Below are 24,983 nucleotides of genomic sequence, written 5' to 3'. Positions count from 1 at the left end.
TCAGAGCTTCTCGTACACCGGCTTGGCGGCCCGCTTCTTCAGCACGCCGACCTCGACGGCCAGGTCGATCTGCTTCTCCAGGTTGGCGAAGACGGTGTCGTCCCACACGTCGGCGTAGACGGGGGCGAGCCGTTCCGGCAGTAGTTCGATGGCCTTCTTCTCGGTGGCGGGGACGCCGTAGTCGGCGTGGTACCTCCCGATCAGGGTGGGGTCCTGTTTGATCAGTTGCCACGCTTCCAGGGTGAAGTCGACGTACGCCCTGGCGGTCTCCCGGTGGGCGGCCAGCCAGTCGCGGCGGACGGCGGTGCCGTTGAGGAACAGCGGGCTGCGCTCGCCGGTGCCCTTACGCCACAGCTCGTCGACGGAGGCGAGCTGCCGGTTGCCGGAGCCGACCAGGCGGGTGGCGTTGGGTTCGATGGCGATGATCGCGTCGAGGTCGCCGCGTTCGTACAGCGCGAGGTTGGCGATGGGCTGCCCGGTGAACAGCTTGAACTCCCGGTCGAAGCGGATGCCGTTGACGGCTGCGGCGAGCGCCGCCGCCCGGTAGGTGTCGCTGCTGGGTGGCTGTACGCCGACCTTCCTGCCCTTCAGGTCGGCGATGCTCTGGTAGGGACTGTCGGCGGGGACGATCCAGCGGCCGTGGTTCCACAGGGACGGTCCGACGATGACCACGTCGTGGCCGCTGGTGTTGACCTCGGTCGCGCCCAGCGGGCCGAAGGCGTAGATGTCGAGCACGCCGGTGAGCAGCTGCTCCTGTCCCGCGCCCGGACCGCCGCCGGCCTTGCGGTCGAGGCGGAGCCCGTGTTTGGCCTCCAGGCCGAACTGCTCGGCCACGGAGTCGCGGATCGCCCCCGCCGTGCCGGGGCTGCGGGGCTGTACCTTGGCGCTGCGGGTGCCGGCGGCGGCCGGCTCGTCGGTGCCGCAGGCGCTCAGCAGGGTGGCCGCGCCGGCGCCGCCGGCGACAAGCCCGGCGGCGCGCAGCAGGGATCGTCGAGTGAGGGGTGTCGTGGACACGGGGGTTCCTTCCAGGTGGTTCAGGGGTGCCCCGGCTCGCGGGGTGAGGGTGGCGGGCCGGTGGCCACGCCGAGGGGTGGGGCGGGTTCAGGTGAGGGCGGCGACGATGCGGCGGTGCACGTCGAACAGGTCGGGGTCCTCGGGGCTGCGGGGGCGCGGGCGGTCGATGCGGTACTCCCCGACCACCTCGGCGGGGCGTCCGCCGAGCACCACCACCCGGTCGGCGAGGAACGCGGCCTCCAGCGCGTTGTGGGTGACCAGCAGGCCGGTGCGCGGGGTGCGCAGCCAGAGCTGTTGCAGCAGCAGCCGCAGGCGGCGGGCGGTCAGCTCGTCCAGCGCGCTGAACGGCTCGTCGAGCAGCAGCACCTCGGGGCGGACGACGAACGCGCGGGCCACGGCGACGCGTTGACGTTGCCCACCGGAGAGCACCGACGGGTACGACCGGGCGTACTCGGTCAGGCCGACGGCGTCGAGGATCGGGGCGACCTCGGCGGGGTCGACCCCGGCCGCCGTCGCGGCGAGCCGCACGTTGGTCTCGACGGAGGTCCAGTCGAGCAGCCGGGGCTGCTGGAACACCATGCCGAGGCGGGGCCGCCCGTCGCCGGTGGAGACGATGCCCGCGTCGGGGCGTTCCAGGCCGGCGATCAGGTGCATCAGGGTGGTCTTGCCGGTGCCGGAGCCGCCGACCACGGCGACCAGTTCGTCGGGGGCGAGGGTGAGGGAGAAGTCGCGGAAGATCTGTTGCCGTTCGCCGGTGCGCCGGCTGGTGAACGCCTTGTCGACGCCGTCGAGGCTGATCCGGACGCTCATCGCAGGGCCACCCGCCGCCAGCGCACCGAGCGGCGTTCCAGGGTCTGTAGCAGCCCGTACTCGATGGCGGCCATGACCAGGGCGAAGGCGACGGTCCAGGCGAGCACGCCGGCCACGTTGTGCTGGGAGAACTCCAGGTTGAGCTGGTAGCCGACGCCGTCGGCGAGGCCGAAGATCTCCACCAGCACGATGACCTTCCAGGCCATCGCGATGCCCAGGCGTGCCCCGGTGAACAGGTCGGGGACGATGGCGGGCAGCCATACGTAGCGCAGTCGGGTCAGCGCGTCGAACCGGTAGACGTGGGCCATCTCGCTCAGCGCCGGGTCGACCGACCGGACGCCCTGCGCGACGTTGATGGTCAGTGCGGGGGCCGCCGCGAGTGCGACGGTGAGGACGGGGTTGAGCAGGCTCACCCCGAACCAGATGACGCACAGCAGGGCTTTGACCAGGCCGGGGGTGGCCAGTCCGATGAGCACGGCGGGCTCCAGGAAACGGCGCAGCCATTCGCTGCGGCCCATCGCGATGCCGGCGGCGACGGAGACGACGAAGGCCGCCGCGAAGCCGAGCACGACGCGGGTGAGGGTGACCCGGACGTTCTCCGCCAGCGCGCCGCTGGTGGTGATGTCGGCCAGGTTGCGGGCGACCGCGCCGAGGCCGGGGATCAGGGCGCTGCCGGCGGTGTGTGCCATGAGCTGCCAGCCGGCCGCGAGCAGGCCGACGAGCAGCAGCGCGGGCAGGGGCCGGGTGAGGCGCGCGGCGACGCCGGTGACGGGTGGACGGTCCGGCGGTGCGGGTGACCGCCCGCCGCCGAGCACGACCTCCTCGACGCCGACGGGGTGCGTGACGGTCATCGACATCCCATCCTTCGGTACATGGGCCGCGTCGTTCTCGACGCCGGCAGACCGGTGACCAGCACGACAATGCCAGCCCGTTCATTTCCTATCCTGCCGATAGGATTAGTAGGCTTGCAATGACCTTCTCACCTGACGGGATACGCCTTGTGGGGTAGTCGACCGAGCGCAACGGGTAACCGTCGCCGACCGGAGGCGTCCCGGGTCGAGCCTCCGGTCGGGCCGTCCGCCGGGAGGACCGGGCCGGACGGGAGGGCGGGCGGGCGGATGGACCACGGGACCCGCGTGCACACATGGACGGCCGGTGTGACCGCGGCTCCGAGGGGAGGCGGTCACACCGGCCGGTGTGACGGTCGGGTCAGGAGACGACGCAGCTGACCCCGTTGAGGGTGAAGGAGGCGGGCCGGGCGGTGTTGCCGGTGTGGGTGGCCTGGAAGCCGATCTCGGTGGAGCCACCGGCCGCCAGCGTCCCGTTGTACGAGACGTTGCGGGCGGAGACCTGGCCGCTGGTGCCGGTGTAGGTGGCGTTCCAGCCGTTGGTGAGCGTCTGCCCGGCGGGCAGGGTGAAGGCCAGGGTCCACCCGTCGATCGCCGACGTGCCGAGGTTGGTGATGCGGATGCTGGCGGTGAACCCGTCGTTCCAGGAGTTCATCGTGTAGCCCACCGCACAGTCACCGGACTGGCCCGGCGGCGGCGTGGTGGGCGGGGGCGTGGTCGGCGGCGGCGTGGTGGGCGGCGGCGTGGTGGGGGGCGGGGTGGTCGGCGGCGGGGTGGTCGGCGGCGTGGTGGTGAAGGTGATGTTCGAGACGTAGGAGTTGATGTTCCAGCTCGCGTCCGAGTCGGTCTGGCTGGTGACCGGTCGACCCTGGACGGTGAAGTTGGTGAAGTGCACCCCGCTGATGTTGACCGTCGAGGAGCGTCCGTGCAGGTTGACGACCTTCTTCACGTCCGAGGAGACGTTGGTGAAGTAGGCGTTGCGGATAGTCGAGGTGTTCTTCACCGTCCGCCAGGACGGCGGCCGGTCCTCCTGGAGATCGATCAGACTGTCGGTCTGTTCGACCCGGACGTCCTCCCACCGGGTGTTGGACACGACGGCGGTGTCGACGGCGTCGATCACCATCGAGCGCCCCGCCTTCACCACGTCGATGTCGCGGAAGACGATCCCGTCCATCGACGTGCCCTCGGTCTTGGTGCCGATCTTCGCGCAGGCGGAGTTGCTGTAGCAGACGACGTGCTCGTGGACGACGTTCCTGGTGTTGACGATGCCACTGGCGAACTCGTTCTTGGTCGCCATGTTGTCGTCGCCGGTGTAGAGGAACGCGTTCGACAGCAGGCTGTTGGTCGACTCGTCGAAGTCCACCCCGTCGGTGTTGTTGTACCCCGAGTTCGGCCGGCAGTTGATCAGCTTGTAGTTCCTGATGGTGACCCGGTCGCTGCGGTAGACGAGGGTGTTCCAGTAGCTGGAGTCGCGGACGGTGACGCCGTCGACCAGGATGTCGGAGCTCTCCTCGATCTTCAGCACGGCCAGGTTGATGCCCTGGGCCCGCAGGTACTTGCCGTTGCCGTCGATGACCCCACGGCCCAGCAGTTTCGCGTTGCGCACCTGGTACATCCGCAGCGAGGCGTGCTGCATGCCCTCGATGTTCACCCCGCCGCTGCCGGTGTTGAAGTCCGCCTTCTGGTTCGAGCCGTAGAGGACGGCGCCGGCGGCCAGGTAGAGGGTCATGTTGCTCTTCATCCACAGCTCACCGACCTGATAACGGCCCGGCGGCACGTACAGGATGTTCCGGGTGGCCCCGGACGCGGCGTTGATGGCGCTCTGGATCTTGGAGGTGACCAGCGTTCCCCCGGTGTTGTCGACGCCGTAGTCGGCCAGGTTCTTGACGTCGGCGTCACCCACCTGCGGCGCGTCCGCCTCGGGCGCGTCGATCAGGACGAACAGCAGCTCCTTGGCGTCGAACTGGACGATCAGGTAGTTGGGGCCGCTGGTGAAGCTGATCGTGTTGCCGCTGCGGGCGACGGCGAGTTTCCGGCTCTTGGGGCTGACGGTGTACGAACTGAAGCTCTCGGCGACGGTGACCGAGAACTGGGCGGTCCCTGCCGCCGCCATTGAGCAGTGCGCGTAGTGCACCTGCATCTCCGGGGCGTACTTGGTCATCTTCTCGACGAACAGCGGGTTGGCGTCCGCCGTGACGGTGTAGAGCGTGCTCTTCGTCGCGCCGCGCAGGGCGGGGTCGGCGACGCAGCCGCCGGCGGCCGCACCTGACGAGCCGTTCGCGGCCGCCGCGGTCGCACCGTGGACCGGTGCCACCACCGCGCCCGTCGCGACACCGCCGACGGCGAGGAGAGCGATCGTTGCCCAGATCGCGAGGCGTCTGTTCTTCATGGGGACCCTTCTCGGGAATGGATTGGGTGCCGCCCGGACGACCGCCGCCGCTCGAACACCGATACCGACACCGGCGCCGGCACCGGGGCGACCGCCGCCCGGGTGGGGCGGGATCCGCCCCCGTCCCGACGAGCCCTTCCGGGTCGCGATGTTTTCGTCGCGGCGGGGAAACGGAGCCGACAAAGGACCCCGTCAAGAAACATTTCCATAGCGGACACTACGCTTGACATGGATGTTCGTCAATTGTGAGGAGCCCAGCTCCTGGAAACTATCGGCGTGAGAGAGGAAACTTTCCGATCGATCACGCTGATGCCGGCGGCGGTTCGGGGCGGCGAGGAAGCGCGACGGCGAACCGTCGTCCTCCGGCGGTCGGGGCGACGAACCGGTCGGGTGCCGGCGGCCGCCCGACACCCGCCGGGCCGGGAACACCGACCCGCCGCGCACCCACCGTCACCGCGTCGTAGTCGGCGGCGGGCGGCACCCGCCACCGGCGACGACGCCGGTTCGACATCGGCTATTGACGTCGCCGTAACAGGGGGCTTAGCGTCTGTCGAACCGCTTCGTCGAACCGCTTCGACGATCATTTCCGTGCGGTTCGACGCTGCCCGGGGAGGTGCGCGATGGCCACCATGCACGACGTCGCCCGCCTGGCGCAGGTCTCGGTCAGCACCGTGTCCTACGTCCTCACCGGGACCCGGCCGATCTCACAGGCCACCCGGGCCAAGGTGCTCGCCGCCATGGCCCAGCTCGACTACCAGCCCAACGCGATGGCCCGGGGCCTGGCCAGCCGACGCAGCCGGATCCTGGGCCTGCTGCTGCCGATGGACGAGCGCGGGCTCGGCGCGACCGAGGCGGCGTTCGTCACCGGGGCCGCCGCGGCGGCCAGCGCCGTCGGCTACCACCTGGTGCTGTCGCCCGTCGGCGGGGGCGGCGACCTCGACGAGCTACGCCGGCTGGCCAGCCAGCGGATGTTCGACGGTGTCGTGCTGATGGAGGTGCAACTCGCCGACGAACGGGTCGACGCGCTCCAGCAGGCCGGGGTGCCGCTGGTGCTGATCGGGCGAACCGGGGACACCGACGCGCTCTCCTACGTCGACATCGACTTCGAGCAGACCGTGCGGGAGGCGGTGGCGCACCTGGTCGGCCTGGGGCACCGGCAGATCGTCTACGTCAACCACTCGGCCGGGACCCTGGCCAGCGGCTACGGGCCGGCGCTGCGGACCCGGGACGCGTTCGTCACGGCGATGACCGACCACGGCCTGGAGCCGGTCATGATCCCGGCGCAGGACAGCGCCGCCGGCGGGCGGGCCGCGCTGGCAGCCGCCGTCGCACGGGCACCGGGCCTGACCGCGGTGCTGGCCATGAACGAGACGGCGATCTTCGGCATCCTCGGCGAGTTGACCGCGCGGGGGCTGAGCGTGCCCGACGACGTGTCGGTGGTCTCGATGGTCACCTCGCCGCAGGTCGCCGAGCTGGCCACCCCGGCGCTGACCGCGATGACGTCGCCCGGCTCGGCGCTGGGTCGGATCGCGATCGAGGCGCTGGTACGCCACCTGGACGGGGCCGGCGACGAGCGCCACCAACAGTTGCTGCCGTGCGCGTTGGAGATCCGGGGATCGACCGCAGCACCCCGAAGCCGTCACCCCGATGGGGGTTGACCAGGTAAAACGGCCCGTCGCCGCGCGGCAACGCGACGACGGACCCAGTGAAGTACCGGGCTCGATACTCAACGAGGAGGATAGCAATGCAGCGATTCCGCCGGATCGTCGCCGCGATCGCCCTGGCGGCCACCGCGACGACCACCGTGGCCGCGTGCGGCGGCGACGACAGCGGTGACGACAGCGGGGCCAAGACCCTCAAGCTGTGGCACTACGAGGGCGAGAACAGCGCGATGGGGGTCGGCTGGGCCAAGGCCATCGAGATCTTCAAGACCGAACACCCGGGCGTCGAGGTGCGCTTCGAACGCAAGGCGTTCGAGCAGATCCAGCAGAACGCCGGCATGATCATCAACTCGTCCGAGGGTCCGGACATCATGGAGTACAACAAGGGCAATGCGACGGCCGGCCTGCTGTCGTCCCAGGGCCTGCTCACCGACCTCAGCGACGAGGCCGACAAACGTGGCTGGGCCGGCAAGCTCAGCCCCAGCCTGCAGACCACCGCCCGGTACAGCGACAAGGGCGTGATGGGGTCGGGCAACTGGTTCGGCGTGCCGAACTACGGCGAGTACGTCACGGTCTATTACAACAAGGACCTGTTCGACCGCAATGGCGTCACGGTGCCGACCACGCTGGCCGAGTTGACCGCCGCGATGGACACCTTCGTCAGCAAGAAGATCACCCCGCTGGGCATGGCCGGCGCCGAGTACCCGGCCGGGCAGCTGTTCTACCAGCTGGCCCTGTCCAAGGCCGACCGGCAGTTCGTCGACAACTACCAGCTCTACAAGAACCCCGTCGACTTCAAGGCCGACCCGCTCAAGTACGGCGCGGAGACCTTCGCCGAGTGGGTGCGCAAGGGCTACGTCGCCAAGGACTCGGCGAGCCTCAAGGCCGAGGACATGGGCACCGCGTTCATCGCGGGCAAGACCCCGATGATCGTCTCGGGCAGCTGGTGGTACGGCCGGTTCAAGGCCGAGATGAAGGCCAACTGGGACACCTTCCTGTTCCCGGGCAACACCCTCACCGCCGGCTCGTCCGGCAACCTCTGGGTCGTCCCGACCAACAGCAAGGCCAAGAGCCTGGCGTACGACTTCATCGACATCACCCTGCGCCCGGAGATCCAGGACCTGATCGGCAACAACGGCGGTATCCCGGTGGCCGGTGACCCCGCGAAGATCACCGACCCGAAGGACCGCAAGCTGATCGAGGACTTCAACACGGTCAGCAAGCAGGACGGCCTGGCCTTCTACCCGGACTGGCCGGTGCCCGGCTACTACGACGTGCTGGTCGGCGGGTTCCAGGCGCTGATCAACGGGTCCAAGTCCCCCGACCAGGTGCTCGACACGATCGCCAAGCCGTACGCCGACGGCGTCAAGGAGATCACCGGCAAGTGACACGGCGAGCGGCGGGCGCGACCGGCACCACCGGCGCGCCCGCCCACCCCCGCCGGGAAGGGTCCTCCATGACAGTCCCCGACACCGCCGCCGGCACCCCACCGGCGGCGATCCCGACCCCCTCCCCCGCGTCCCCACGCCGCCGCCGACGCGACGGCCGCGACGCGGCGTACTGGCTCTACCTGCTCCCCGGGGCGGTGCTGTTCGTCCTGGTCATCGGCGTGCCGCTGGTCGGCACCGGCTACCTGTCGCTGACCCGCTGGTCGGGCGTCGGCGACCCCACCTTCGTCGGGTTGGACAACTACCGGCGGCTGCTGGACGACGACGTGTTCTGGGCGTCGTTCCGCAACACCGTGGCGATGATCGTCGCGATGGTGGTGGTGCCGACCCTGCTCGGGCTGCTGCTCGCCTCGGTGCTCTTCGACGTCGTCGGGCGTCGGTTCCGGCCCCGGACGGCGGCGGCCCTGCGGGCGGCGTTCTACCTGCCGCAGGTGCTGCCCGTGGTGGTGGCCGGCATCGTCTGGGGCTGGATCCTGCGCCCCGACGGCGCGTTCAACAGTGTCCTCGACGCGGTCGGTCTCGGCGCGCTGCGCCACGACTGGCTGGGCGACCCGGACACCGCGCTGCCGGCGGTGATGGCGGTGATGATCTGGGTGCAGATCGGCTACCCGGTGGTCGTGTTCATGGCGGCGTTGCAGCGGGTCGACCCGGAGCTGTACGAGGCGGCCGAGGTCGACGGGGCGAACTGGCTGCGCCGGTTCCGGGCGATCACCCTGCCGCAGATCCGGCCGGAGACCTTCGTGGTGGCCCTGACCTGCACGATCGCCGCGCTGAAGGTGTTCGGGCCGATCTTCGCGCTCACCCGGGGCGGCCCGGAGAACGCCACCAACGTGCCGTCGTACTTCGCCTACTACACGTTCTTCAAGAAGCTCCAGGTCGGCTACGGCTCGGCGATCTCCACGGTGCTCACGGCGATCATCGTGGTGGTGGCCGTGGCCTTCATCGTCGTGCAGGCCCGCAGCGAGCGCCGGGAACGGGGGCGTTGAGATGACCGTGACGATCGCCAAGGTCCCGGTCCGCCGGAAGAAGGTGCGCGACCGCCACCACCGGGGCGTCAGCCGCTGGGTGGTGCTCGCCGGGGTCACCGTGGGCGCGCTGGTCATGCTGGTGCCGTTCGCGTTCATGCTGCTCAACGCGTTCAAGTCGCCCGGGGACTACTCGTCGGGCGGCCCGTTGAGCTGGCCGTCGGAGTTCTACACCACGGGTCTGCGGACGTACTGGTCGGAGGTGAATTTCCCGCTCAAACTGTGGAACTCGGCGCTCATCGCCGGGTCGGTGGCGGTGCTCGGCGTCGTCGTGTCGCTGCTCAACGCGTACGCGCTGGGCATCGGCCGGGTCCGCGGCCGGCTCTGGATCGTCGGGGTGTTCCTGCTGGCCAACATGCTGCCGCAGGAGGCGTTGATCTATCCGCTGTACTACGTCGCCAAGGAGATCGGCCTCTACAACACCCGACTGTCGGTGATCATCATCTTCACCGTGATCCAGAGCGCGTTCGGCACCTACCTGCTCGCCTCGGTGCTGGGCACGTTCCCCCGGGCACTGCTGGAGGCCGCCGCGCTCGACGGCGCCGGCAGGTGGACGGTGCTGTGGCGGGTGGTCTTCCCCAACCTGCGGCCCACCCTCGCCGTGCTGCTCATCTTCTTCTTCATCTGGACCTGGAACGAGTTCCTCATCCCGCTGGTCATGCTGATCGACAACCAGACCCAGACCATCCCGGTGGCCCTCGCGTCGTTGCAGGGTGACCGCCTGATGGACGCCCCCACCACCAACGCCGGCGCGTTGATCAGCCTGGTGCCGGCCATCCTGTTCTTCCTCATCTTCCAGCGCACCCTGGCGCGCGGCATCACGGCAGGAGCCGAGAAGTGAAGTTCACCGACGGGTACTGGCAACTGCGCCCGGGGGTCAGCGTGCTGCGCCCCGGCACTGTCGAATCGGTCGAACCGGACGACCGCGGTTTCACCGTCTTCGCGCCGGCCGGTCAGATCAACGGCCGGGGCGACACGCTCAACCGGCCGGTCGTCACCGTCCGCTTCTTCTCCCCCGCACCCGGCGTGGTCGGGGTGACCATCGGCCACCACAGCGGCGGGCTGCCCCGCGAACCCCGCTTCGGGCTGGACACCAACGACACGCACCCGGTCACCGTCGACATCACCGGGCTCAGCGCGTCGCTGACCACCGGCGAGCTCACCGTGCGGGTCGCGCTGGTCGACGGCTGGCGGGTCGAGTTCCGGCACGGCGACCGGCTGGTCACCGCGTCCACCGGGCGCAGCATCGGCATCGTCACCGACGGCGAGGGCCGCCGGTACGTGCACGAACGGCTCGCGCTCGGCGTCGGCGAGACGGTGTACGGGCTGGGCGAACGGTTCGGCCCGTTCGTCAAGAACGGGCAGACCGTCGACGTGTGGAACGCCGACGGCGGCACCGCCAGCGAGCAGGCGTACAAGAACGTGCCGTTCTATCTCAGCAGCGCCGGCTACGGGGTGTTCGTGGACCACCCGGAGCACGTGTCGTTCGAGGTCGGCTCGGAGGTCGTCGCGCAGACCCAGTTCAGCGTCGAGGGCCAGTCGCTGACCTACCACGTCATCGACGGGCCCACCCCGAAGGACGTGCTACGCCGCTACACCGCGCTGACCGGCCGCCCGGCCCGGGTGCCCGCCTGGTCGTACGGGCTGTGGCTGTCCACGTCGTTCACCACGTCGTACGACGAGAAGACGGTGACCGAGTTCGTCGACGGGATGGCCGAACGGGACCTGCCGCTGTCGGTGTTCCACTTCGACTGCTTCTGGATGCGCCAGTTCCACTGGGTCGACTTCGTCTGGGACCCGGCGACCTTCCCCGACCCGGAGGGCATGCTGCGCCGGCTGCACGAACGCGGCCTGAAGGTGTGCGTGTGGATCAACCCGTACATCGCCCAGCGGTCGTACCTGTTCGAGGAGGGCCGCCAGGCCGGCTACCTGGTGCGCAACCCGGACGGGTCGGTGTGGCAGTGGGACAAGTGGCAGGCCGGTATGGCACTCGTCGACTTCACCAACCCCGACGCGGTGGCCTGGTTCACCGGCAAGCTGCGGGCGCTGCTGGACATGGGCGTCGACTGCTTCAAGACCGACTTCGGCGAGCGGATCCCGACCGACGTGGTGTGGCACGACGGGTCGGACCCGCAGCGGATGCACAACTACTACTCCTACCTCTACAACAAGGCGGTCTTCGAACTGCTGGAGGCCGAACGGGGCGAGGGCGAGGCGGTGCTGTTCGCCCGCTCGGCCACCACCGGCGGCCAGCAGTTCCCGGTGCACTGGGGTGGCGACTGCGAGTCGACGTTCGTCGCGATGGCCGAGTCGCTGCGCGGCGGGCTGTCCCTGGCGTCGTCCGGGTTCGGCTACTGGAGTCACGACATCGGCGGCTTCGAGGGCACCCCCGACCCGGCGGTGTTCAAGCGGTGGATCGCGTTCGGCCTGCTGTCGTCGCACTCGCGGCTGCACGGCTCCGGCTCGTACCGGGTGCCGTGGGCGTACGACGAGCAGGCCGTGGACGTGCTGCGTCACTTCACCCGGCTCAAGCTCGGCCTGATGCCGTACCTGGCGGCGACGGCCGAGGAGGCGCACCGGGAGGGGATCCCGATGATGCGCCCGATGATCGTGGAGTTCCCGGACGACCCGGCCGTGGCGCACCTCGACCGGCAGTACATGCTCGGCCCCGACGTGCTGGTCGCGCCGGTGCTCAGCGCCGACGGGCAGGTCACCTTCTACGTGCCCGCCGGCACCTGGACCCACCTGGTCACCGGGGCGCAGCTCACCGGCCCGGCGTGGGTGACCGAGAAACACGGGTACGACAGCCTGCCGGTGCTCGCCCGGCCCGGTGCGGTCATCGGGTTCGGATCGCGCTGCGACCGGCCCGACTACGCCTGGGCCGACGGGGTGGAGCTACGGCTCTACGCGCCGGCCGAGGGGCAACGGCAGCGGGTGCGCATCCCGTCGCCCGACGGGGGCCCGGGTGCGCAGTTCGAGGTGGGATTCCGGGGCGGGGTGGCGACCGCCGAACTGGTGGCGGGCGAGTCGTCGGCGTACCACTGCGTGGTGGTCGGCGCGGAGAGGGCGGGACGATGACGGCACGCAACTTCCCGGAGAGCTTCGTCTGGGGGTCGGCGACGGCGGCGTACCAGATCGAGGGCGCGGCCACCGAGGACGGCCGGGGTCGGTCCATCTGGGACACCTACAGCCACACCCCCGGGCGGACGTTGAACGGCGACACCGGCGACGTGGCCGCCGACCACTACCACCGGTGGCCGCAGGATCTGGACCACATCGCGGCGCTGGGGCTGTCCGCGTACCGTTTCTCGATCTCCTGGCCCCGGGTGCAGCCTGGCGGTTCCGGCCGGTTCAACCCCGCCGGCCTGGACTTCTACGCGCGGCTGGTCGACGGGCTGCTGGAGCGCGGCATCCGACCGGTGGCGACCATGTACCACTGGGACCTGCCGCAGGAACTGGAGGACGCCGGCGGCTGGCCGGCGCGGGACACGGCGCTGCGCTTCGAGGAGTACGCGGCGGGGATCGTCGGCGCGCTCGGCGACCGGGTGCACACCTGGACGACGCTCAACGAACCGTGGTGCTCGGCGTACCTGGGGTACGGCTCCGGCGTGCACGCGCCCGGCCGCACCGAACCGGCGGCGGCGTTGGCGGCGGTGCACCACCTGAACCTGGCGCACGGCCTGGCCGGGCGGGTGGTGCGGGAGCTGACGCCGAGCGCCGAGCTATCGGTGACGTTGAACCTGCACGTCGTGCGGGGCGCGTCCGGGTCGGCCGCCGACGCCGACGCGGTCCGGCGGATCGACGCGCTGGCGAACCGGGCGTTCCTGGGCCCGATGCTTCAGGGGGCGTACCCGGCCGACCTGCTGGCCGACACCGCCGCCGTCACCGACTGGTCGTTCGTGCGTTCCGGTGACGAGAAGCTGATCGCGGTGCCGCTGGACGTGCTCGGGGTGAACTACTACTCCAGCACCCTGGTCCGCGCCTGGGACGGGCACTCGGCCCGCTCGGCCGCCGACGGGCACGGCGCGTCGGCCCACTCGCCGTGGGTGGGGGCCGAGGACGTCGACTTCCTGCCGCAGCCCGGCCCGTACACGGCGATGGGGTGGAACATCGACCCGCCGGCCCTGACCGAGCTGCTGTTGCGGCTGCGGCACGACTACCCGGGCCAGCCCTTGATGATCACCGAGAACGGCGCGGCGTTCGACGACGTGGTGTCGGCCGACGCAGGGGTCCACGACGACCGGCGGATCGACTACCTGCGCCGGCACATCGGCGCGGTGGCCGACGCCCGCGCGCAGGGCGTGGACGTGCGGGGATACTTCGTCTGGTCGCTGCTGGACAACTTCGAGTGGGGTTACGGCTACGACCGCCGCTTCGGCATCATCCGGGTCGACTACGACACCCAGGAGCGCACCTGGAAGGACAGCGCCCACTGGTACCGCCGGCTGGTCGCCACCGGCCAGCTGGACGGGTAGGTCGGCAGCTTCCCGGTGGGACCTCGGGGTGCCCCGGCCGTCCGGCCGGGGCACCCCGCGTCGTCCCGGCCGGCACCCTGGCGGCCGGCGGCGCGGTTCAGGGGCGTGCCGCGCGAACCCGTTCGAGGCCGAGCCGGGGACTGGTGACGAGGCGGTAGTCGGCCGACTCCGCGTCGGACAGGGGGTCGCCCCGGACCGGGGTGAAGTCGGGTCCGTCGGAGCCGGGTGCGTGCACCACCTGCAGTTGCGCCCGCACCGCCTCCTCCCGCAGCCGGTCGGTGATGACGCGGGTGGACGAGTCGGCCGCCTCCCGCAGGTCGGACAGGCCACCGATGATCTCCGCGAAGGAGCGGGAGGAGACGTCGGCGTCCGGCTGTGCGGACTGCTCGTCGCCGATCAGCCGGTCGGAGGTGCGGAAGAAGCCGTCCTTGCCCAGGTAGCGCTCGTACATGATGGTCACCAGCGCGAACAGCCGCATGTACGCGCGCCGGTAGGCGAACTCGAAGAACCTCAGCGCCTCGGCCTCGTCGACCTCACCACGGTCCACCGAGGCGACGCATGCGGCGGCGGTCAACGCGCTGTAGAGCGCGAGGTGCACGCCGGTGGACAGCAGCGGGTCCAGGAAGCACGCCGCGTCGCCCACTATCGCGTAACCCGGCCCGCAGAACTGGTCGGCGATGTACGAGTAGTCGGTCTCGACCCTCGTCACGCCGAGGAACTCCGCCCCCGCGGTCAGGCCCGCGATGGTCGGCGAGACCGCGATGAGGTGCCGGTACAGGTCGTCTGACGACTGGTGCTCGTGACGGTCCCGGGCGAAGGCGTCCTTGGTGGTGACGTAGCCGATGCTCATCCGCCCGCCGGCCATCGGGATCACCCAGTACCAGCCCTCCGGCGAGGAGATGATGTTGATCCCTCCGGACGGCGTTTCGGGCAGCAGCGTGGCACCGGTCCAGTAGCCCCAGATGCCGACGTTGCGCAGGTTGTTCAGCGGCTCACGGTTGCCGAAGTGCCGGGCGCTGAGCAGCCCGTTGCGCCCGGTGGCGTCGACCAGGAAGTCGAAGTCGTCGATGGTGAACGGTTCGCCGTCGTCCGGGGTGCACTCCACGGCCACCGGCCGGCCGTCGGCGAAGCGCACCGACCGACCGGTGACCCCGGTGGTGACGGCGACCCCGTTGCTGCGGGCGTGTTCCAGCAGCAGCGCGTCGAACTCGCTGCGGTCGACCTGCCACGACTGCACCCCGGACTGCGCCTGCCAGTCGAACGTCCACTGGTCGTCGTCCCAGTGGATGACGCCGCCGTTCTTCTTGACGAAGCCGTGGTCGTCGAGGATCTTCGACATGCCGATGGCGTCCAGCACCACCCGGCACGACGGGGTGAGCGACTCCCCCACGTGGTATCGCGGGAAGTGCGCGCTCTCGACGAGTCGCACGTCGAGGCCGGCCTGGGCCATCGCCGTTGCCGCGGTGCTCCCGGCGGGGCCACCACCGATCACGAGGACCTTCATGTCTCTGCCACCTTGCCGTTCCGGCCGTAGCCACGCAGGGATGGTGCACGACGACGCGCGTTTCCACGGCGGCCACCGGGGCCGCCGACGGAATCAGGGGGTGGTGCCGGTCACGGTCGGATCCGGCCGGCGGGTGCCGTGGGTCCCGTACCGGCGGTCGCGCGCCGTACGGGTCGAATCCGATGACGAACGAAGCAGCACAAGCATCCCCGTCCTCGCACGAATGAGATAGACGATCGTACATGAATATCGGTGCGGGCACCGCTACGCTCCGTAACCCGGCAGGCTGCGGCGGCAGGCCGGAGCAGCCACCCGTCCGGTGGCCGTACTAGGGTGCTTTCCGGGGCAAAGTGTCCAGGTGGTCGAGGGGGTCCGATGCGGCAGGCCAAACGGCTGAAGAGCGTCCGGTACGACATCCGGGGCCCGGTGCTGCGGCGGGCGCAGGAGATGGAGGCCGCCGGCCACCGGATCCTCAAGCTGAACCTGGGCAACCCGGCGCCCTGGGGGCTGGCCACCCCCGCGCCGATCGTCGCCGACGTGGTGCAGAACCTCGTCGAGGCGCAGGGCTACAGCGACGCCCGGGGCATCTACTCGGCGCGGGTCGCCGTCGCCCAGCGCTACCAGAACCTGGGCGTGACCGGCGTCCAGCCGGACGACGTGCTGCTCGGCAACGGCGTCTCCGAACTGATCATGATGGTGTTGCAGGCGCTGCTCGACTCCGGCGACGAGGTGCTGGTGCCCAGCCCGGACTACCCGCTCTGGACCGCCGCGGTGAACCTGTGCGGCGGGCAGGCCGTGCACTACCGCTGCGACGAGAGCGCCGGCTGGCAGCCCGACCTGGAGCACCTGGCCTCGCGGATCACCGAACGCACCCGCGCCCTCGTGGTGATCAACCCGAACAACCCGACCGGCGCGGTGTACTCGGAGCAGACCCTGCTCGGCATGATCGAACTGGCCCGCCGGCACGGCCTGATGATCTTCGCCGACGAGATCTACGACCGGATCGTGTACGACGGCGCCACCCACCACACGCTCGCGGCACTCGCCCCGGATGTGCCGGTGGTCAGCATGGGCGGCCTGTCGAAGGTTTACCGGGCCGCCGGCTTCCGCTCCGGTTGGCTGGCCACCAGCGGGTTCACCGGCACCGACACCGACTACGTGAGCGGGCTGCAACTGCTGGCCAACCTCCGGGTCTGCCCGAACGTGCCCGCCCAGCACGCCATCCAGACCGCGCTCGGCGGCTACCAGAGCATCGACGAGCTGATCCGGCCCGGCGGGCGGCTGCTGGAACAGCGCGACCACGCCTGGCGCGAGGTCGTCGCGATCCCCGGCGTCGACTGCGTCAAGCCGGAGGGCGCGCTCTACCTCTTCGCCCGCCTCGACCCGGCCGTCCACAAGATCCACGACGACGAGAAGCTCGTGATCGACCTGCTGGAGCAGCAGCACCTGCTGATCTCGCACGGCAGCGGCTTCAACATCGACACCCCGGACCACCTGCGCATGGTGTTCCTGGCCCCGACCGACGTCCTCGACGACGCGATCGGCCGCATCCGCACCTTCCTGTCCACCTACCGGCAGTAGGAGGCCGGCCCACCGCAGGCGACACCTCACCCAGGGGCTCGGACGGGGCTGCCAGGTCGGCGGGGAGGACACCCCCCGACCGCACGGTGCGACGACCGGTGGTGGGCGAGGATGGACCCATGACCGACGAGTTGACCGTAGGGGTACTGGGCACGGGCATCATGGGTGCCGCCATGGCCGGCAATCTCGTCCGGGCGGGGCACGTCGTGCGCGTGTGGAACCGGTCCCCGGACAAGGCGGCGGCCACCGGCGCGACCGTGGCGGACACCCCGGCCGATGCCGTCCGCGACGCCGACGTGATCATCACGATGCTGTACGACGGGCCAGCCGTCCGCGACGTGATCGGGCGGGCCGCACCCGGGCTGCGGCCGGGCGCGGCCTGGTTGCAGACGACCACGGTGGGCCTGGCCGACACGGCCGGCTTGGCCGAGGTCGCCGCCGGGCACCGGGTGGCGTTCTACGACGCACCGGTGCTCGGCACCCGGCAGCCCGCCGAGGCCGGTCAACTGACCGTGCTCGCCGCCGGGCCGCAGACCGGCCGGGAGAGGCTCGCCGCGGTGTTCGACGCGATCGCGGCCCGGGTGGTGTGGCTGGGTGAGGACGGCGCGCGGGGCGACGGCACCCGGTTGAAGCTGGTGGCGAACAGTTGGGTCCTGACGGTGACGCACGGCGCGGTCGAGATGCTGGCGTTGGCCGGGGCACTCGGCGTCGACCCGGACCGGTTCTTCGCGGTGATCGAGGGCGGTCCGCTGGACATGGGCTACCTGCACGCCAAGACCGACCTGGTCCGGCAGGGCCGGTTGTCGCCGGCGAGCTTCGCGGTGGAGACCGCCGAGAAGGACGCCCGGCTGATCGTCGCGGCCGGCGAGGACCACGGGGTACGCCTCGATGTGCTGGCCGCCGGTGCGGAGCGGTTCCGGCGCGCGGCCGCGCAGGGGCACGGGGACGAGGACATGGCGGCCTCGTACCACGCCAGCTTCGTCCCGTGACGCCGCTCCGGCGGCCGACTACCGGTGGTGGTGGGTGAGGCGTCGCATGGCGGCGTCTCGCGGGCCGTCGTCACCGACCGGTCGCGACGACGACGGCCGGAAACTCGCGGCCTGGTTCCCGCGACGGGAGCACGGGTGTTGCGCGTCGGGTCGCAGTGGTGATTGTGGACGGTGCCTGGATCGGGCATGCTGACACCGCGCGGTCGGGCTGTTCGGCTCGTCGGGGTGCAGACAGCGTGCCCGGACCGCGCCGGGCGGGCGGGGATGTGCCTGCCGGAGTGAGACAACGGCACGTCACACCATCCGCGTCTCCCGATTTCTGCCGCGAATCTGCTGTTTCCACATGCACGGAGGAGTTCCGGTGAAACCGTTCTGGAGAGCTATTCTCGCCGTGCTGTGCGGAGCCGTGCTGGTGGTCGGCCCGCAGACCCCCGCATCGGCGATCGCCGGCGGCACCACCACGTCGTCACTGCACGGGCAGGTGCAGATCTGGAACAACGGAGGGGCCAACTTCCGCTGTACCGGCTCGCTCATCCATGTGCACTACGTGCTCACCGCGGCACACTGCCTCGACAGCAGCCGCCTCGTGGTCAAGGCGGGCGACAAGCGTCTCGGCAGCGGTCAGCGCATCATCGTCGACGGCACGGCGGCGGCACCGAAGGGCTACGACATGGCGGTCCTGCATCTGGCGTCGAACGTCACCCAGAGCAATCTCGTCGTTCCCTACAGCCGAGACACGGCTCTGCTCAAGACCGGGGTCACCGTAGCCATCCGCGGCTGGGGGCAGACCGAGGAGAACGGGCCACCGGCGTCGACCCTGCGGGTGTGCAGCCTGCGGGTCGAGCGATCCATCGCCTCGGAGCTGGAGTTGGAGGGACTCGACGGGGTTCCCCTGGACGGTGACTCCGGGGCGGCGGTCTGGCAGAACAACCGTGTCCAGGCCGTGTTCACCCACTCCGACGACGCCCTGGGTGGACTGTCCGTTCCCACCGGTTTCCTGGCCGGCTGGATCAAGGGCGTCAGCGGGGTCGACGGAATCGACTGAACCCGGCCTGACCGTCCGGGCGGCGTGGGCGGGGTCGCCGTCAGGCGGCATTGACGCTGGAGAGGACGGCGTCCCAGGCCAGCTCGGCGGCGACCGTGCCGAGCCGCAGCGACGGGGCGGGCACCGTCACCTCGTCGGTGGTCAGGGCGAACAGGGTGTCGCCGTCGGCGATGGTGTGGAAGGGCTGGATGGCCCGGTGCATGGAGCTGTGCACCTGGGTGGCGAACTGGCCGAGTTCGGTGTCGGTCATCCGGACGTTGGTGACCACGGCGGTCAGGGTGGTGTTCCCACCCGTTGGCGCGAGGTCCGGGGTGGCCGCCGCGACCAGCTCGGCGTAGTCCTCGGCCGGGTGGCGACGCCGGCCGGTCGCCGGGTCGAGGTTGCCGCGCACGATCCCGCCGTCACGGTCGACGATCACACCCATCGCGTTGACCACGGTCAGCACCAGCAGCCGGGCCGGGCCGACGCGGGCGAAGGCGGCACCCTGCCCGCCCCACTCGGCGCGGGCGTTGTCGACCTTGCCGACGGTCGCGCCGACACCCGCGCCGACCCGCCCGACGGCCACCCGGTCGGCGCGTACCGCGCGCAGCCCGTCGGCACCGAGCCCGGCGTCGGGGTAGATGGCGTTGTCCCGGGGGGTGAAGTCGTAGACGACGGCCCCGGACACCACCGGCAGGCTGCCGAAATCGGTCGCGTAGCCGGTGCGGCGGAGCAGTTCGTCGTAGACACCGGACGCCGCGGCGAGACCGAAGCTCGACCCGCCGGCGAAGCACAACGCGTGGTGGTACGGGAAACCGCCGCTGACCCCGACGGCCCCGCCCCGCTTGTCGACGGCGGTCCGCGCGCCACCGGGGATGCTGAGCACGGTGACGCCGGTCGGGCCGTCGGGATACTCGGCGGTGCCGATCGCCACGCCGGGCAGGTCGAAGTCGACCCACCCGTCGCCCGCCGCGCCGAGCACCGCGGGTCGCCGCCGGTGGTCGTTGCCGACGGGTGCCGTCGTACGCGGCGGGGCCGGATGGTGCTCGGACATGAGGATCACCGTCTTCCGTGGGGGGTGTGGTGGTGGCGTGTCCCGACCGGGGTCCGGTTCCCTAGACTGGGTTGATGGCCCGTCCCGTCACGCTGCACGATGTCGCGCGCCGGGCGGGTGTCGGCAAGTCCACCGTTTCCAATGTGCTGTCGTGTTCCGGCCGGGTCTCCGAGGCGACCCGGGAACGGGTCCGCGCGGCGATGCAGGAACTGGGGTACGTCCCGAACCGGGCGGCCCGGCAGTTGCGGGGCGGGCGGACCGGCATCATCGGCGTCTACGTCCCGGGCGTGCCGTCCACGTCGGAGTTCTACATGCGGTTCGTCTTCGGCGTCATGGAACGCGCCGCCGCCCGCGACCGGGACGTCACCATCCTGACCGCCTCGGAACACCGCTCGCCCCGGGCGCTCGACGGGGTGATCGTGGCCGATCCGCACCGGGACGACGCGTTCGTGCCGGTCCTGATGCAGGGTGGCATGCCGGTCGTGTGTTTCGAACGCCCCCCGGCCGGGATGCACCCGGACGTCGTCCTCTGGGCGGACCACCACCGGGCACTCACCGGGCTGCTGGACCGGATGGCCGGGGCCGGGGCCCGGTGTCCTGCCCTGGTGGTGCCGCCGGAGACCGGTGACTGGGCAGCCCAACTGGCGGCGGCGCACCGGGACTGGTGCGCCCGGCACGGCGTCGCCGCCGTGGTGGCGCACCATCCGTGGGTGCCGTCGCCGCAGGAGGTGTCCCGGGCGGTCGAACAGGTGCTCGCCCGGCCGGGGGTGGACGCCCTGGTATGCGCCTCGGTGGACACCGCGCCGACGGCCGTCCAGGTGCTGCACCGGCTCGGCCGTCGGGTCGGGCGGGACGTCCTGCTGGCCAGCGCCACCGAGTCGAGCGCCCTGCGGCTGGGCCAGCCGCCGGTCACCGCGCTCGACCTGTCGCCGTTGGACGCCGGACGCCGCTGCGCCGACCTGCTCGACGAGCTGATCGGTGGCGGCCCGGGTGGGGTCTACGAGCATCCGGTCCACCTGTGGTGGCGGGACTCGACCCGGGGGCCGGTCACCGGGTCATCCGTTCCAGTGCCTCCTCCATCCGGTCGCCCGCTTCCACCGGGTTGAGTCCGGCCGCGAGGCCGTCCTGGTAGACCTGGTCGAGCAGGGGACGGAAGCGGGCGTAGCGGCGTTCCCAGTCGGCGGAGTCGGTGCGCCAGTAGCCCACGCAGACGGCGCGGTCGCGGGGCAGCCGGTGCACGGTGCGCAGCACGGACCGGGCCTGTCGGCACTCCCCCGCCTCGCCCGCGACCCACACGTAGCCGGGGCCGTCGGGCAGGGTCGTGTCCCGCAGCCGGTCGACGAGGCTGCCCGGGCCCCGGCCGTTACCGACCCCGACCCGGACGTCGACGTGCACCGTGGGGTCGTCGCCGGCGGCGGCGAGCAGGTCCCGGGCGTCGGCCAGGTCCGGCAGGTCCACCAGCACCCGTACCGGGAGGCCGGGGGTGCGTTCCGCGACGGCGCGGGTCGCGGCGGGCAGCCCGGACAGGTCGGTGGCGAGCACCAGCCAGCGGGTGTCGGCGGGGGGACGGAACCAGGCGCGGCACCGCCACAGCAGCAGGCCGGCGCCGGTCTCGGCCTGCCGCGCCCAGGACGTGGCGGGGCCGTGGTCGTGCAGGGCGAAGTCGATGGTCAGCCGTGCCCCGGCGGGGTCGACGGCGCGGACGGAGTAGTTGCGGCCGATGGGCGGGTGCTGCTCGTCGTGGTAGCCCCACACCTCGCCGCGCAGGGTCATCGGCGGCGGGGCCGACTCGCCGGGGCGGGGGAGGTAGAGCGTCACCGACTCGTCCGGCAGGCCCAGGGCGGGGAAGCGGACGAGGTCGGGGCCGCCGAGGACGACCCGTTGCAGGTGCGGGGTCAGCCGGCGGACCTCGTGCACGGTGGCGGTCCAGAAGCCGGGACGGGTGAGTGTGTCGGTCATTTCGCGCTGAACTCCGAGTCGGTGGCCGGGTCGCCGTCGACCGCGGTGGCGAGCGCGGGGACGATCTTGTCCAGGACGTAGGGCAGGCTCAGCACGGAGGCGAACGCCAGCGCGCCGTTGGCCTCGGTGCCGAGGAAGACGTCCCGGCGTTGGGTGCGGACGTCCAGCCGGGTGTAGAGCGGGTCGCCGAGCAGGGTGGTCACGCCGGGGTCGGTGGCCGCCTCGGACCAGACAGCGACGTCCACGTCCACCAGGTCGAACCGTTCGCGGCTGATGGTGGCGGACTGGTTGGCGTTCGCGGTGAGGGTGGTGACCTCGGGCGTCATGGTCAGCCCCAGGTCGAGCAGCACCTTCGAGGCGGTGGTCTCGGGGCTGAACAGGTAGTACTGGCCTTCGTAGGTGGAGGCGAACACGGTGCTGGCGCCCTTGAGGCGGGGATGCGCGCCGGCGACCGAGGCGATCCGCTGTTCCAGGTCGGTGACGAGTTTCTCGGCTTCGGCGCTGCGGCCGGTGATCTGACCGGCGGCCCGGGTCATCTGCTGCCAGGTCACCGCCCAACTGCCGTCCCCCGCCGGCTGGGCGACGGTGGGGGCGATCTTGGTGAGCAGGTCGTACTCCTGGCGGGACATGCCGGAGGAGAGGCCGACGATGACGTCGGGGCGTAGCGCGGCGATCTGTTCGTAGTCGAGTTCGGCGCGGGCCAGCACCTCCGGTTTGGCGGTGCCGAGTCGTTCCCGGGCCCACGGCCAGGTCGCATTCGGCATGTTGCCGTACCAGTCGCGGATCGCCACCGGCACCTCGCCGAGGGCGAGGAAGTAGTCCTGCTCCTTGAGGCCCACCACCACGATCCGTTCGGGCTTGGCGGTGAGGGTGGTCGCGCCGAAGGCGTGGGTGAGGGTGGTGGGGAACGCGGCGTCGGACGAGCCGGACGCGGGGTCGGCGGGGCTCGCCCCGTCGGCGGCGCAACCGCCGGCCACCAGCAGGGCGAGCGCCAGTGCGGCGGCGGTCAGGAGTGTGCTCAGCCGGCGTGGGCGGGAGTGTGACATGGCATTCGATCCTCAGGAGGGGCAGCGAGAACGACGTTCCCAGTGGCTTAGGGTAGGTTTACCTTAGCCAGTGATGGAACGTTCCACCATGAAGTGAGTCACAGTGTCGGTCGCCACCCCCGCCGGCTTACGCCGCCCCCGCCTGCTCGCCGCCGGGCTGCTCGCCTGCGCGCTCGCCCTGCTGGCCGCGATCACCGCCAGCCTCGCCGTCGGTGCACTGCCCCTGACGACCGGCACCGTGTTGCGGGCACTCGTCGCCCACAACGACAGCGAGGCGGGCCTGATCGTCTGGGAGGTCCGGCTGCCCCGTACGGCGATCGCGGTCTGCGTCGGCGCGGCCCTGGCCCTGGCCGGCACCCTGATGCAGGCCCTCACCCGCAACCCGCTCGCCGACCCCGGGCTGCTGGGCGTCAACGCCGGAGCCGCCGCCGCCGTGGTCGCCGGCATCCTCGCCGGGGTGAGCAGCCAACGCGGACACCTGCTGCTCGCCCTGCTCGGCGCGGGCCTCGCCGCCGGCCTGGTCACCGCCATCGGCGGCACCCGGGGGCCGGGCCGGGCCGAGGACGGCCGGCTGGTCCTGGCCGGCGCGGCCGTCGGCGCCTGCCTGACCGGGGCCGTCGCCGGGGTCACCCTGATCGACCAGACCGCGTTCGACAGGTACCGCTTCTGGGCCGTCGGCAGCCTCGCCGACCAGCCGCCGTCCGCCCTGCTCACCGCGGCACCGGCGCTGCTCGCCGGCCTGCTCGTCACCGTCGGCGTGATCCGGCCGTTGGACGTGTTGCGCTTCGGCGACGAGGGCGGCACCGCGTTGGGGGTCAGCCCCGGCCGCACCCGGCTGCTCGCGCTGGTCGCCACCACCCTGCTCTGCGGCGGCGCGACCGCCGTGGCCGGCCCGATCGGCTTCCTCGGGCTCGCCGTCCCGCACGCCGCCCGGGCGATCTGCGGCCCCCGGCTCGGGTGGATCGTCGCCTACGCCTGCCTGCTCGGCCCGATCCTGCTGATCACCGCCGACGTGCTCGGCCGGCTCCTGGCCCGCCCCGGAGAGATCGAGGTCGCGATCGTCATGGGCGCCATCGGTGCCCCCGTGTTCATCGCCCTGGTCCGCGCCCGGAGGATTCCCCGCCCATGACCACCGCCCCGACCAGCGCCCCGGGTCGCCGCACCCGCCGCCGGCACACCCGCCGCGCCACCCTGGCCTGCCTCGTCGCGCTGGCCCTCGGCACCGGGCTGGCCGTCGTCGCCCTGGCCAGCGGCCGGTACGCCACCCCGCCGCACGACCTGTGGCCGGTGCTGACCGGGGGCGGCGACCCCGGCCTGCGGTTCGTCCTGTTCGAGCTGCGGCTGCCCCGGATCGGCACCGCACTCGCCGTCGGAGCCGCCCTCGGCGCGGCCGGCGCACTCTTCCAGAGCGCCAGCCGCAACCCCCTCGGCAGCCCCGACATCGTCGGCTTCACCGTCGGCGCCGCCACCGGCGCACTCGTCGTCCTGCTGGTGCTCCACGACACCCGACTCACCCCGACCGTGGGCGCGGTGCTCGGCGGTGCCGCCGTCGCCGGGGCGGCCCTGCTGCTCGGCGGAACCGGGCAACGCCTCATCCTCGTCGGGATCGGCCTGTCCGCCCTGCTCACCTCCGTCAACGCGTACCTGCTGACCCGCGCCGAGGTGACCGACGCGCAGAACGCCGCCGTGTGGCTCGTCGGCAGCCTCAACGGCAGCGGTACGCACCTGCCGCTGCTGCTCTGGGCGCTCGCCGCACTGCTGCCACCCGCCGTGCTGGCGGCCCGGGGGCTGCGACTCATCGAGAACGGCGGGGACAAGGCACTCAGCCTCGGTGTACCCGTACGCCGGCAACGCCTCACCGCGACGGCCCTGGCGGTCGCGCTCACCGCCGTCGGGGTCGCCGGTGCCGGGCCGGTCGGCTTCGTCGCCCTGGCCGCCCCCCACCTGGCCCGCCGGCTCACCCGCGTCGCCGCTCCCCTGGTGACCACCAGCGCGGTGTTCGGCGCGGTGCTGCTGCTCGCCGCCGACCAGCTCGCCCAGCGGCTCGTCCCCGGGCAGCAGCTGCCCGTCGGCGCGGTCACCGGCGTGGTCGGCGGTGGCTACCTGGCTCTCGTTCTGGCCTGGACCTGGCGAGGGCGGCCCGGGTGAGCCGCCGC

The 24,983-nt window shown here is 71.5% G+C and carries 20 protein-coding genes; 12 read left to right on the top strand and 8 right to left on the bottom strand.

The genetic code is table 11. From position 1 onward, the window contains the following. The 4 genes from ACWCHM_RS07415 to ACWCHM_RS07400 all read right to left on the bottom strand — a co-directional run bounded on the left by ACWCHM_RS07415 (position 1) and on the right by ACWCHM_RS07400 (position 5,061). Positions 1-1,014: an ABC transporter substrate-binding protein gene (locus tag ACWCHM_RS07415; protein WP_204961725.1), complete on the bottom strand. Its 1,014-nt coding sequence runs from the start codon at positions 1,012-1,014 to the stop codon at positions 1-3. A gap of 87 nt (positions 1,015-1,101) precedes the next feature. Continuing rightward, positions 1,102-1,824, bottom strand: coding sequence for an ABC transporter ATP-binding protein (locus ACWCHM_RS07410; RefSeq protein ID WP_454221834.1), 723 nt, complete (start codon positions 1,822-1,824; stop codon positions 1,102-1,104). After that, entirely contained in the window at positions 1,821-2,675 is an 855-nt protein-coding gene (locus ACWCHM_RS07405; RefSeq protein ID WP_281896170.1) for an ABC transporter permease, read from the bottom strand. The genes ACWCHM_RS07410 and ACWCHM_RS07405 overlap by 4 nt, the downstream gene beginning before the upstream one ends. 358 nt (positions 2,676-3,033) lie before the next feature. Beyond that, positions 3,034-5,061, bottom strand: coding sequence for a cellulose binding domain-containing protein (locus ACWCHM_RS07400; protein ID WP_454221833.1), 2,028 nt, complete (start codon positions 5,059-5,061; stop codon positions 3,034-3,036). Between the two features lie 620 nt (positions 5,062-5,681). Between ACWCHM_RS07400 and ACWCHM_RS07395 the strand changes: the two genes are divergently transcribed. The 6 genes from ACWCHM_RS07395 (at position 5,682) to ACWCHM_RS07370 (ending at position 13,670) form a co-directional block, all read left to right on the top strand. Continuing rightward, complete coding sequence (locus ACWCHM_RS07395; RefSeq protein ID WP_454221832.1) at positions 5,682-6,719, top strand: LacI family DNA-binding transcriptional regulator; 1,038 nt, start codon at positions 5,682-5,684, stop codon at positions 6,717-6,719. 86 nt (positions 6,720-6,805) lie between these two features. Beyond that, positions 6,806-8,110 (top strand): ABC transporter substrate-binding protein, encoded by a 1,305-nt coding sequence (locus ACWCHM_RS07390; protein WP_454221831.1) that lies wholly within the window; start codon positions 6,806-6,808, stop codon positions 8,108-8,110. Between the two features lie 68 nt (positions 8,111-8,178). Then, on the top strand, positions 8,179-9,156 hold the full coding sequence (locus ACWCHM_RS07385) for a carbohydrate ABC transporter permease (RefSeq protein ID WP_454221830.1): 978 nt from the start codon (positions 8,179-8,181) through the stop codon (positions 9,154-9,156). A 1-nt stretch (position 9,157) separates the two neighbouring features. Then, positions 9,158-10,036, top strand: coding sequence for a carbohydrate ABC transporter permease (locus ACWCHM_RS07380; protein WP_204961719.1), 879 nt, complete (start codon positions 9,158-9,160; stop codon positions 10,034-10,036). Continuing rightward, a complete protein-coding gene (gene yicI / locus ACWCHM_RS07375; protein WP_454221829.1) occupies positions 10,033-12,273 on the top strand; it encodes an alpha-xylosidase in 2,241 nt (746 codons plus the stop codon). Before ACWCHM_RS07380 ends, yicI begins: the two co-directional genes overlap by 4 nt. Next, positions 12,270-13,670, top strand: coding sequence for a GH1 family beta-glucosidase (locus ACWCHM_RS07370; protein WP_204961717.1), 1,401 nt, complete (start codon positions 12,270-12,272; stop codon positions 13,668-13,670). Before yicI ends, ACWCHM_RS07370 begins: the two co-directional genes overlap by 4 nt. Before the next feature lie 97 nt (positions 13,671-13,767). On the opposite strand, the gene ACWCHM_RS07365 is transcribed toward ACWCHM_RS07370, so the two are convergent. Further along, positions 13,768-15,174: an NAD(P)/FAD-dependent oxidoreductase gene (locus ACWCHM_RS07365; protein ID WP_204961716.1), complete on the bottom strand. Its 1,407-nt coding sequence runs from the start codon at positions 15,172-15,174 to the stop codon at positions 13,768-13,770. A 375-nt stretch (positions 15,175-15,549) separates the two neighbouring features. On the opposite strand from ACWCHM_RS07365, the gene ACWCHM_RS07360 reads away from it, so the two are divergent. From ACWCHM_RS07360 to ACWCHM_RS07350, 3 genes are all read left to right on the top strand, one after another. After that, positions 15,550-16,755 (top strand): pyridoxal phosphate-dependent aminotransferase, encoded by a 1,206-nt coding sequence (locus tag ACWCHM_RS07360; RefSeq protein WP_454221828.1) that lies wholly within the window; start codon positions 15,550-15,552, stop codon positions 16,753-16,755. A 119-nt stretch (positions 16,756-16,874) separates the two neighbouring features. After that, positions 16,875-17,744: an NAD(P)-dependent oxidoreductase gene (locus ACWCHM_RS07355; RefSeq protein ID WP_454221827.1), complete on the top strand. Its 870-nt coding sequence runs from the start codon at positions 16,875-16,877 to the stop codon at positions 17,742-17,744. A gap of 361 nt (positions 17,745-18,105) precedes the next feature. After that, positions 18,106-18,789, top strand: a complete 684-nt coding sequence (locus tag ACWCHM_RS07350; protein ID WP_454221826.1) for a trypsin-like serine protease — start codon at positions 18,106-18,108, stop codon at positions 18,787-18,789. Positions 18,790-18,829: 40 nt separating this feature from the next. Here the strand turns inward: ACWCHM_RS07350 and ACWCHM_RS07345 are convergent, their stop codons facing one another. After that, positions 18,830-19,822: a P1 family peptidase gene (locus ACWCHM_RS07345; protein ID WP_454221825.1), complete on the bottom strand. Its 993-nt coding sequence runs from the start codon at positions 19,820-19,822 to the stop codon at positions 18,830-18,832. A 74-nt stretch (positions 19,823-19,896) separates the two neighbouring features. Here ACWCHM_RS07345 and ACWCHM_RS07340 point away from each other — a divergent pair, with 74 nt between their 5' ends. Further along, positions 19,897-20,928: a LacI family DNA-binding transcriptional regulator gene (locus tag ACWCHM_RS07340; protein ID WP_454221824.1), complete on the top strand. Its 1,032-nt coding sequence runs from the start codon at positions 19,897-19,899 to the stop codon at positions 20,926-20,928. Here the strand turns inward: ACWCHM_RS07340 and ACWCHM_RS07335 are convergent. Together ACWCHM_RS07335 and ACWCHM_RS07330 are read right to left on the bottom strand one after the other, a co-directional pair. Then, positions 20,870-21,781, bottom strand: coding sequence for a siderophore-interacting protein (locus ACWCHM_RS07335; protein ID WP_454221823.1), 912 nt, complete (start codon positions 21,779-21,781; stop codon positions 20,870-20,872). The two genes, ACWCHM_RS07340 and ACWCHM_RS07335, sit on opposite strands and share 59 nt — an antisense overlap. Further along, positions 21,778-22,827 carry an iron-siderophore ABC transporter substrate-binding protein gene (locus ACWCHM_RS07330; RefSeq protein ID WP_204961709.1) on the bottom strand — a complete coding sequence of 350 codons (1,050 nt, stop codon included), beginning with the start codon at positions 22,825-22,827 and terminating at the stop codon, positions 21,778-21,780. Before ACWCHM_RS07330 ends, ACWCHM_RS07335 begins: the two co-directional genes overlap by 4 nt. A gap of 103 nt (positions 22,828-22,930) precedes the next feature. Between ACWCHM_RS07330 and ACWCHM_RS07325 the strand changes: the two genes are divergently transcribed. Both ACWCHM_RS07325 and ACWCHM_RS07320 read left to right on the top strand, forming a co-directional pair. Continuing rightward, positions 22,931-23,956, top strand: coding sequence for a FecCD family ABC transporter permease (locus tag ACWCHM_RS07325; protein WP_204961708.1), 1,026 nt, complete (start codon positions 22,931-22,933; stop codon positions 23,954-23,956). Further along, positions 23,953-24,975, top strand: coding sequence for a FecCD family ABC transporter permease (locus ACWCHM_RS07320; protein WP_454221822.1), 1,023 nt, complete (start codon positions 23,953-23,955; stop codon positions 24,973-24,975). The genes ACWCHM_RS07325 and ACWCHM_RS07320 overlap by 4 nt, the downstream gene beginning before the upstream one ends. The last annotated feature ends 8 nt before the right edge of the window (positions 24,976-24,983 follow it).

The organism is Micromonospora sp. SCSIO 07396, assembly GCF_053667945.1.
Note: the sequence above shows the minus strand (reverse complement) of the source record. Positions and strands in the feature narration are given on the sequence as shown.

Excerpts from the sequence above, each read along its gene's own strand:
- ACWCHM_RS07380 (WP_204961719.1), top strand. The coding sequence starts at position 9,158 with ATGACCGTGACGATCGCCAAGGTCCCGGTCCGCCGGAAGAAGGTGCGC.
- ACWCHM_RS07385 (WP_454221830.1), top strand. The coding sequence starts at position 8,179 with ATGACAGTCCCCGACACCGCCGCCGGCACCCCACCGGCGGCGATCCCG.
- ACWCHM_RS07330 (WP_204961709.1), bottom strand. The coding sequence starts at position 22,827 with ATGTCACACTCCCGCCCACGCCGGCTGAGCACACTCCTGACCGCCGCC.
- ACWCHM_RS07370 (WP_204961717.1), top strand. The coding sequence starts at position 12,270 with ATGACGGCACGCAACTTCCCGGAGAGCTTCGTCTGGGGGTCGGCGACG.
- ACWCHM_RS07405 (WP_281896170.1), bottom strand. The coding sequence starts at position 2,675 with ATGACCGTCACGCACCCCGTCGGCGTCGAGGAGGTCGTGCTCGGCGGC.
- ACWCHM_RS07340 (WP_454221824.1), top strand. The coding sequence starts at position 19,897 with ATGGCCCGTCCCGTCACGCTGCACGATGTCGCGCGCCGGGCGGGTGTC.
- ACWCHM_RS07335 (WP_454221823.1), bottom strand. The coding sequence starts at position 21,781 with ATGACCGACACACTCACCCGTCCCGGCTTCTGGACCGCCACCGTGCAC.
- ACWCHM_RS07410 (WP_454221834.1), bottom strand. The coding sequence starts at position 1,824 with ATGAGCGTCCGGATCAGCCTCGACGGCGTCGACAAGGCGTTCACCAGC.
- ACWCHM_RS07390 (WP_454221831.1), top strand. The coding sequence starts at position 6,806 with ATGCAGCGATTCCGCCGGATCGTCGCCGCGATCGCCCTGGCGGCCACC.
- ACWCHM_RS07320 (WP_454221822.1), top strand. The coding sequence starts at position 23,953 with ATGACCACCGCCCCGACCAGCGCCCCGGGTCGCCGCACCCGCCGCCGG.
- ACWCHM_RS07365 (WP_204961716.1), bottom strand. The coding sequence starts at position 15,174 with ATGAAGGTCCTCGTGATCGGTGGTGGCCCCGCCGGGAGCACCGCGGCA.
- ACWCHM_RS07355 (WP_454221827.1), top strand. The coding sequence starts at position 16,875 with ATGACCGACGAGTTGACCGTAGGGGTACTGGGCACGGGCATCATGGGT.
- ACWCHM_RS07395 (WP_454221832.1), top strand. The coding sequence starts at position 5,682 with ATGGCCACCATGCACGACGTCGCCCGCCTGGCGCAGGTCTCGGTCAGC.
- ACWCHM_RS07400 (WP_454221833.1), bottom strand. The coding sequence starts at position 5,061 with ATGAAGAACAGACGCCTCGCGATCTGGGCAACGATCGCTCTCCTCGCC.
- ACWCHM_RS07345 (WP_454221825.1), bottom strand. The coding sequence starts at position 19,822 with ATGTCCGAGCACCATCCGGCCCCGCCGCGTACGACGGCACCCGTCGGC.
- ACWCHM_RS07360 (WP_454221828.1), top strand. The coding sequence starts at position 15,550 with ATGCGGCAGGCCAAACGGCTGAAGAGCGTCCGGTACGACATCCGGGGC.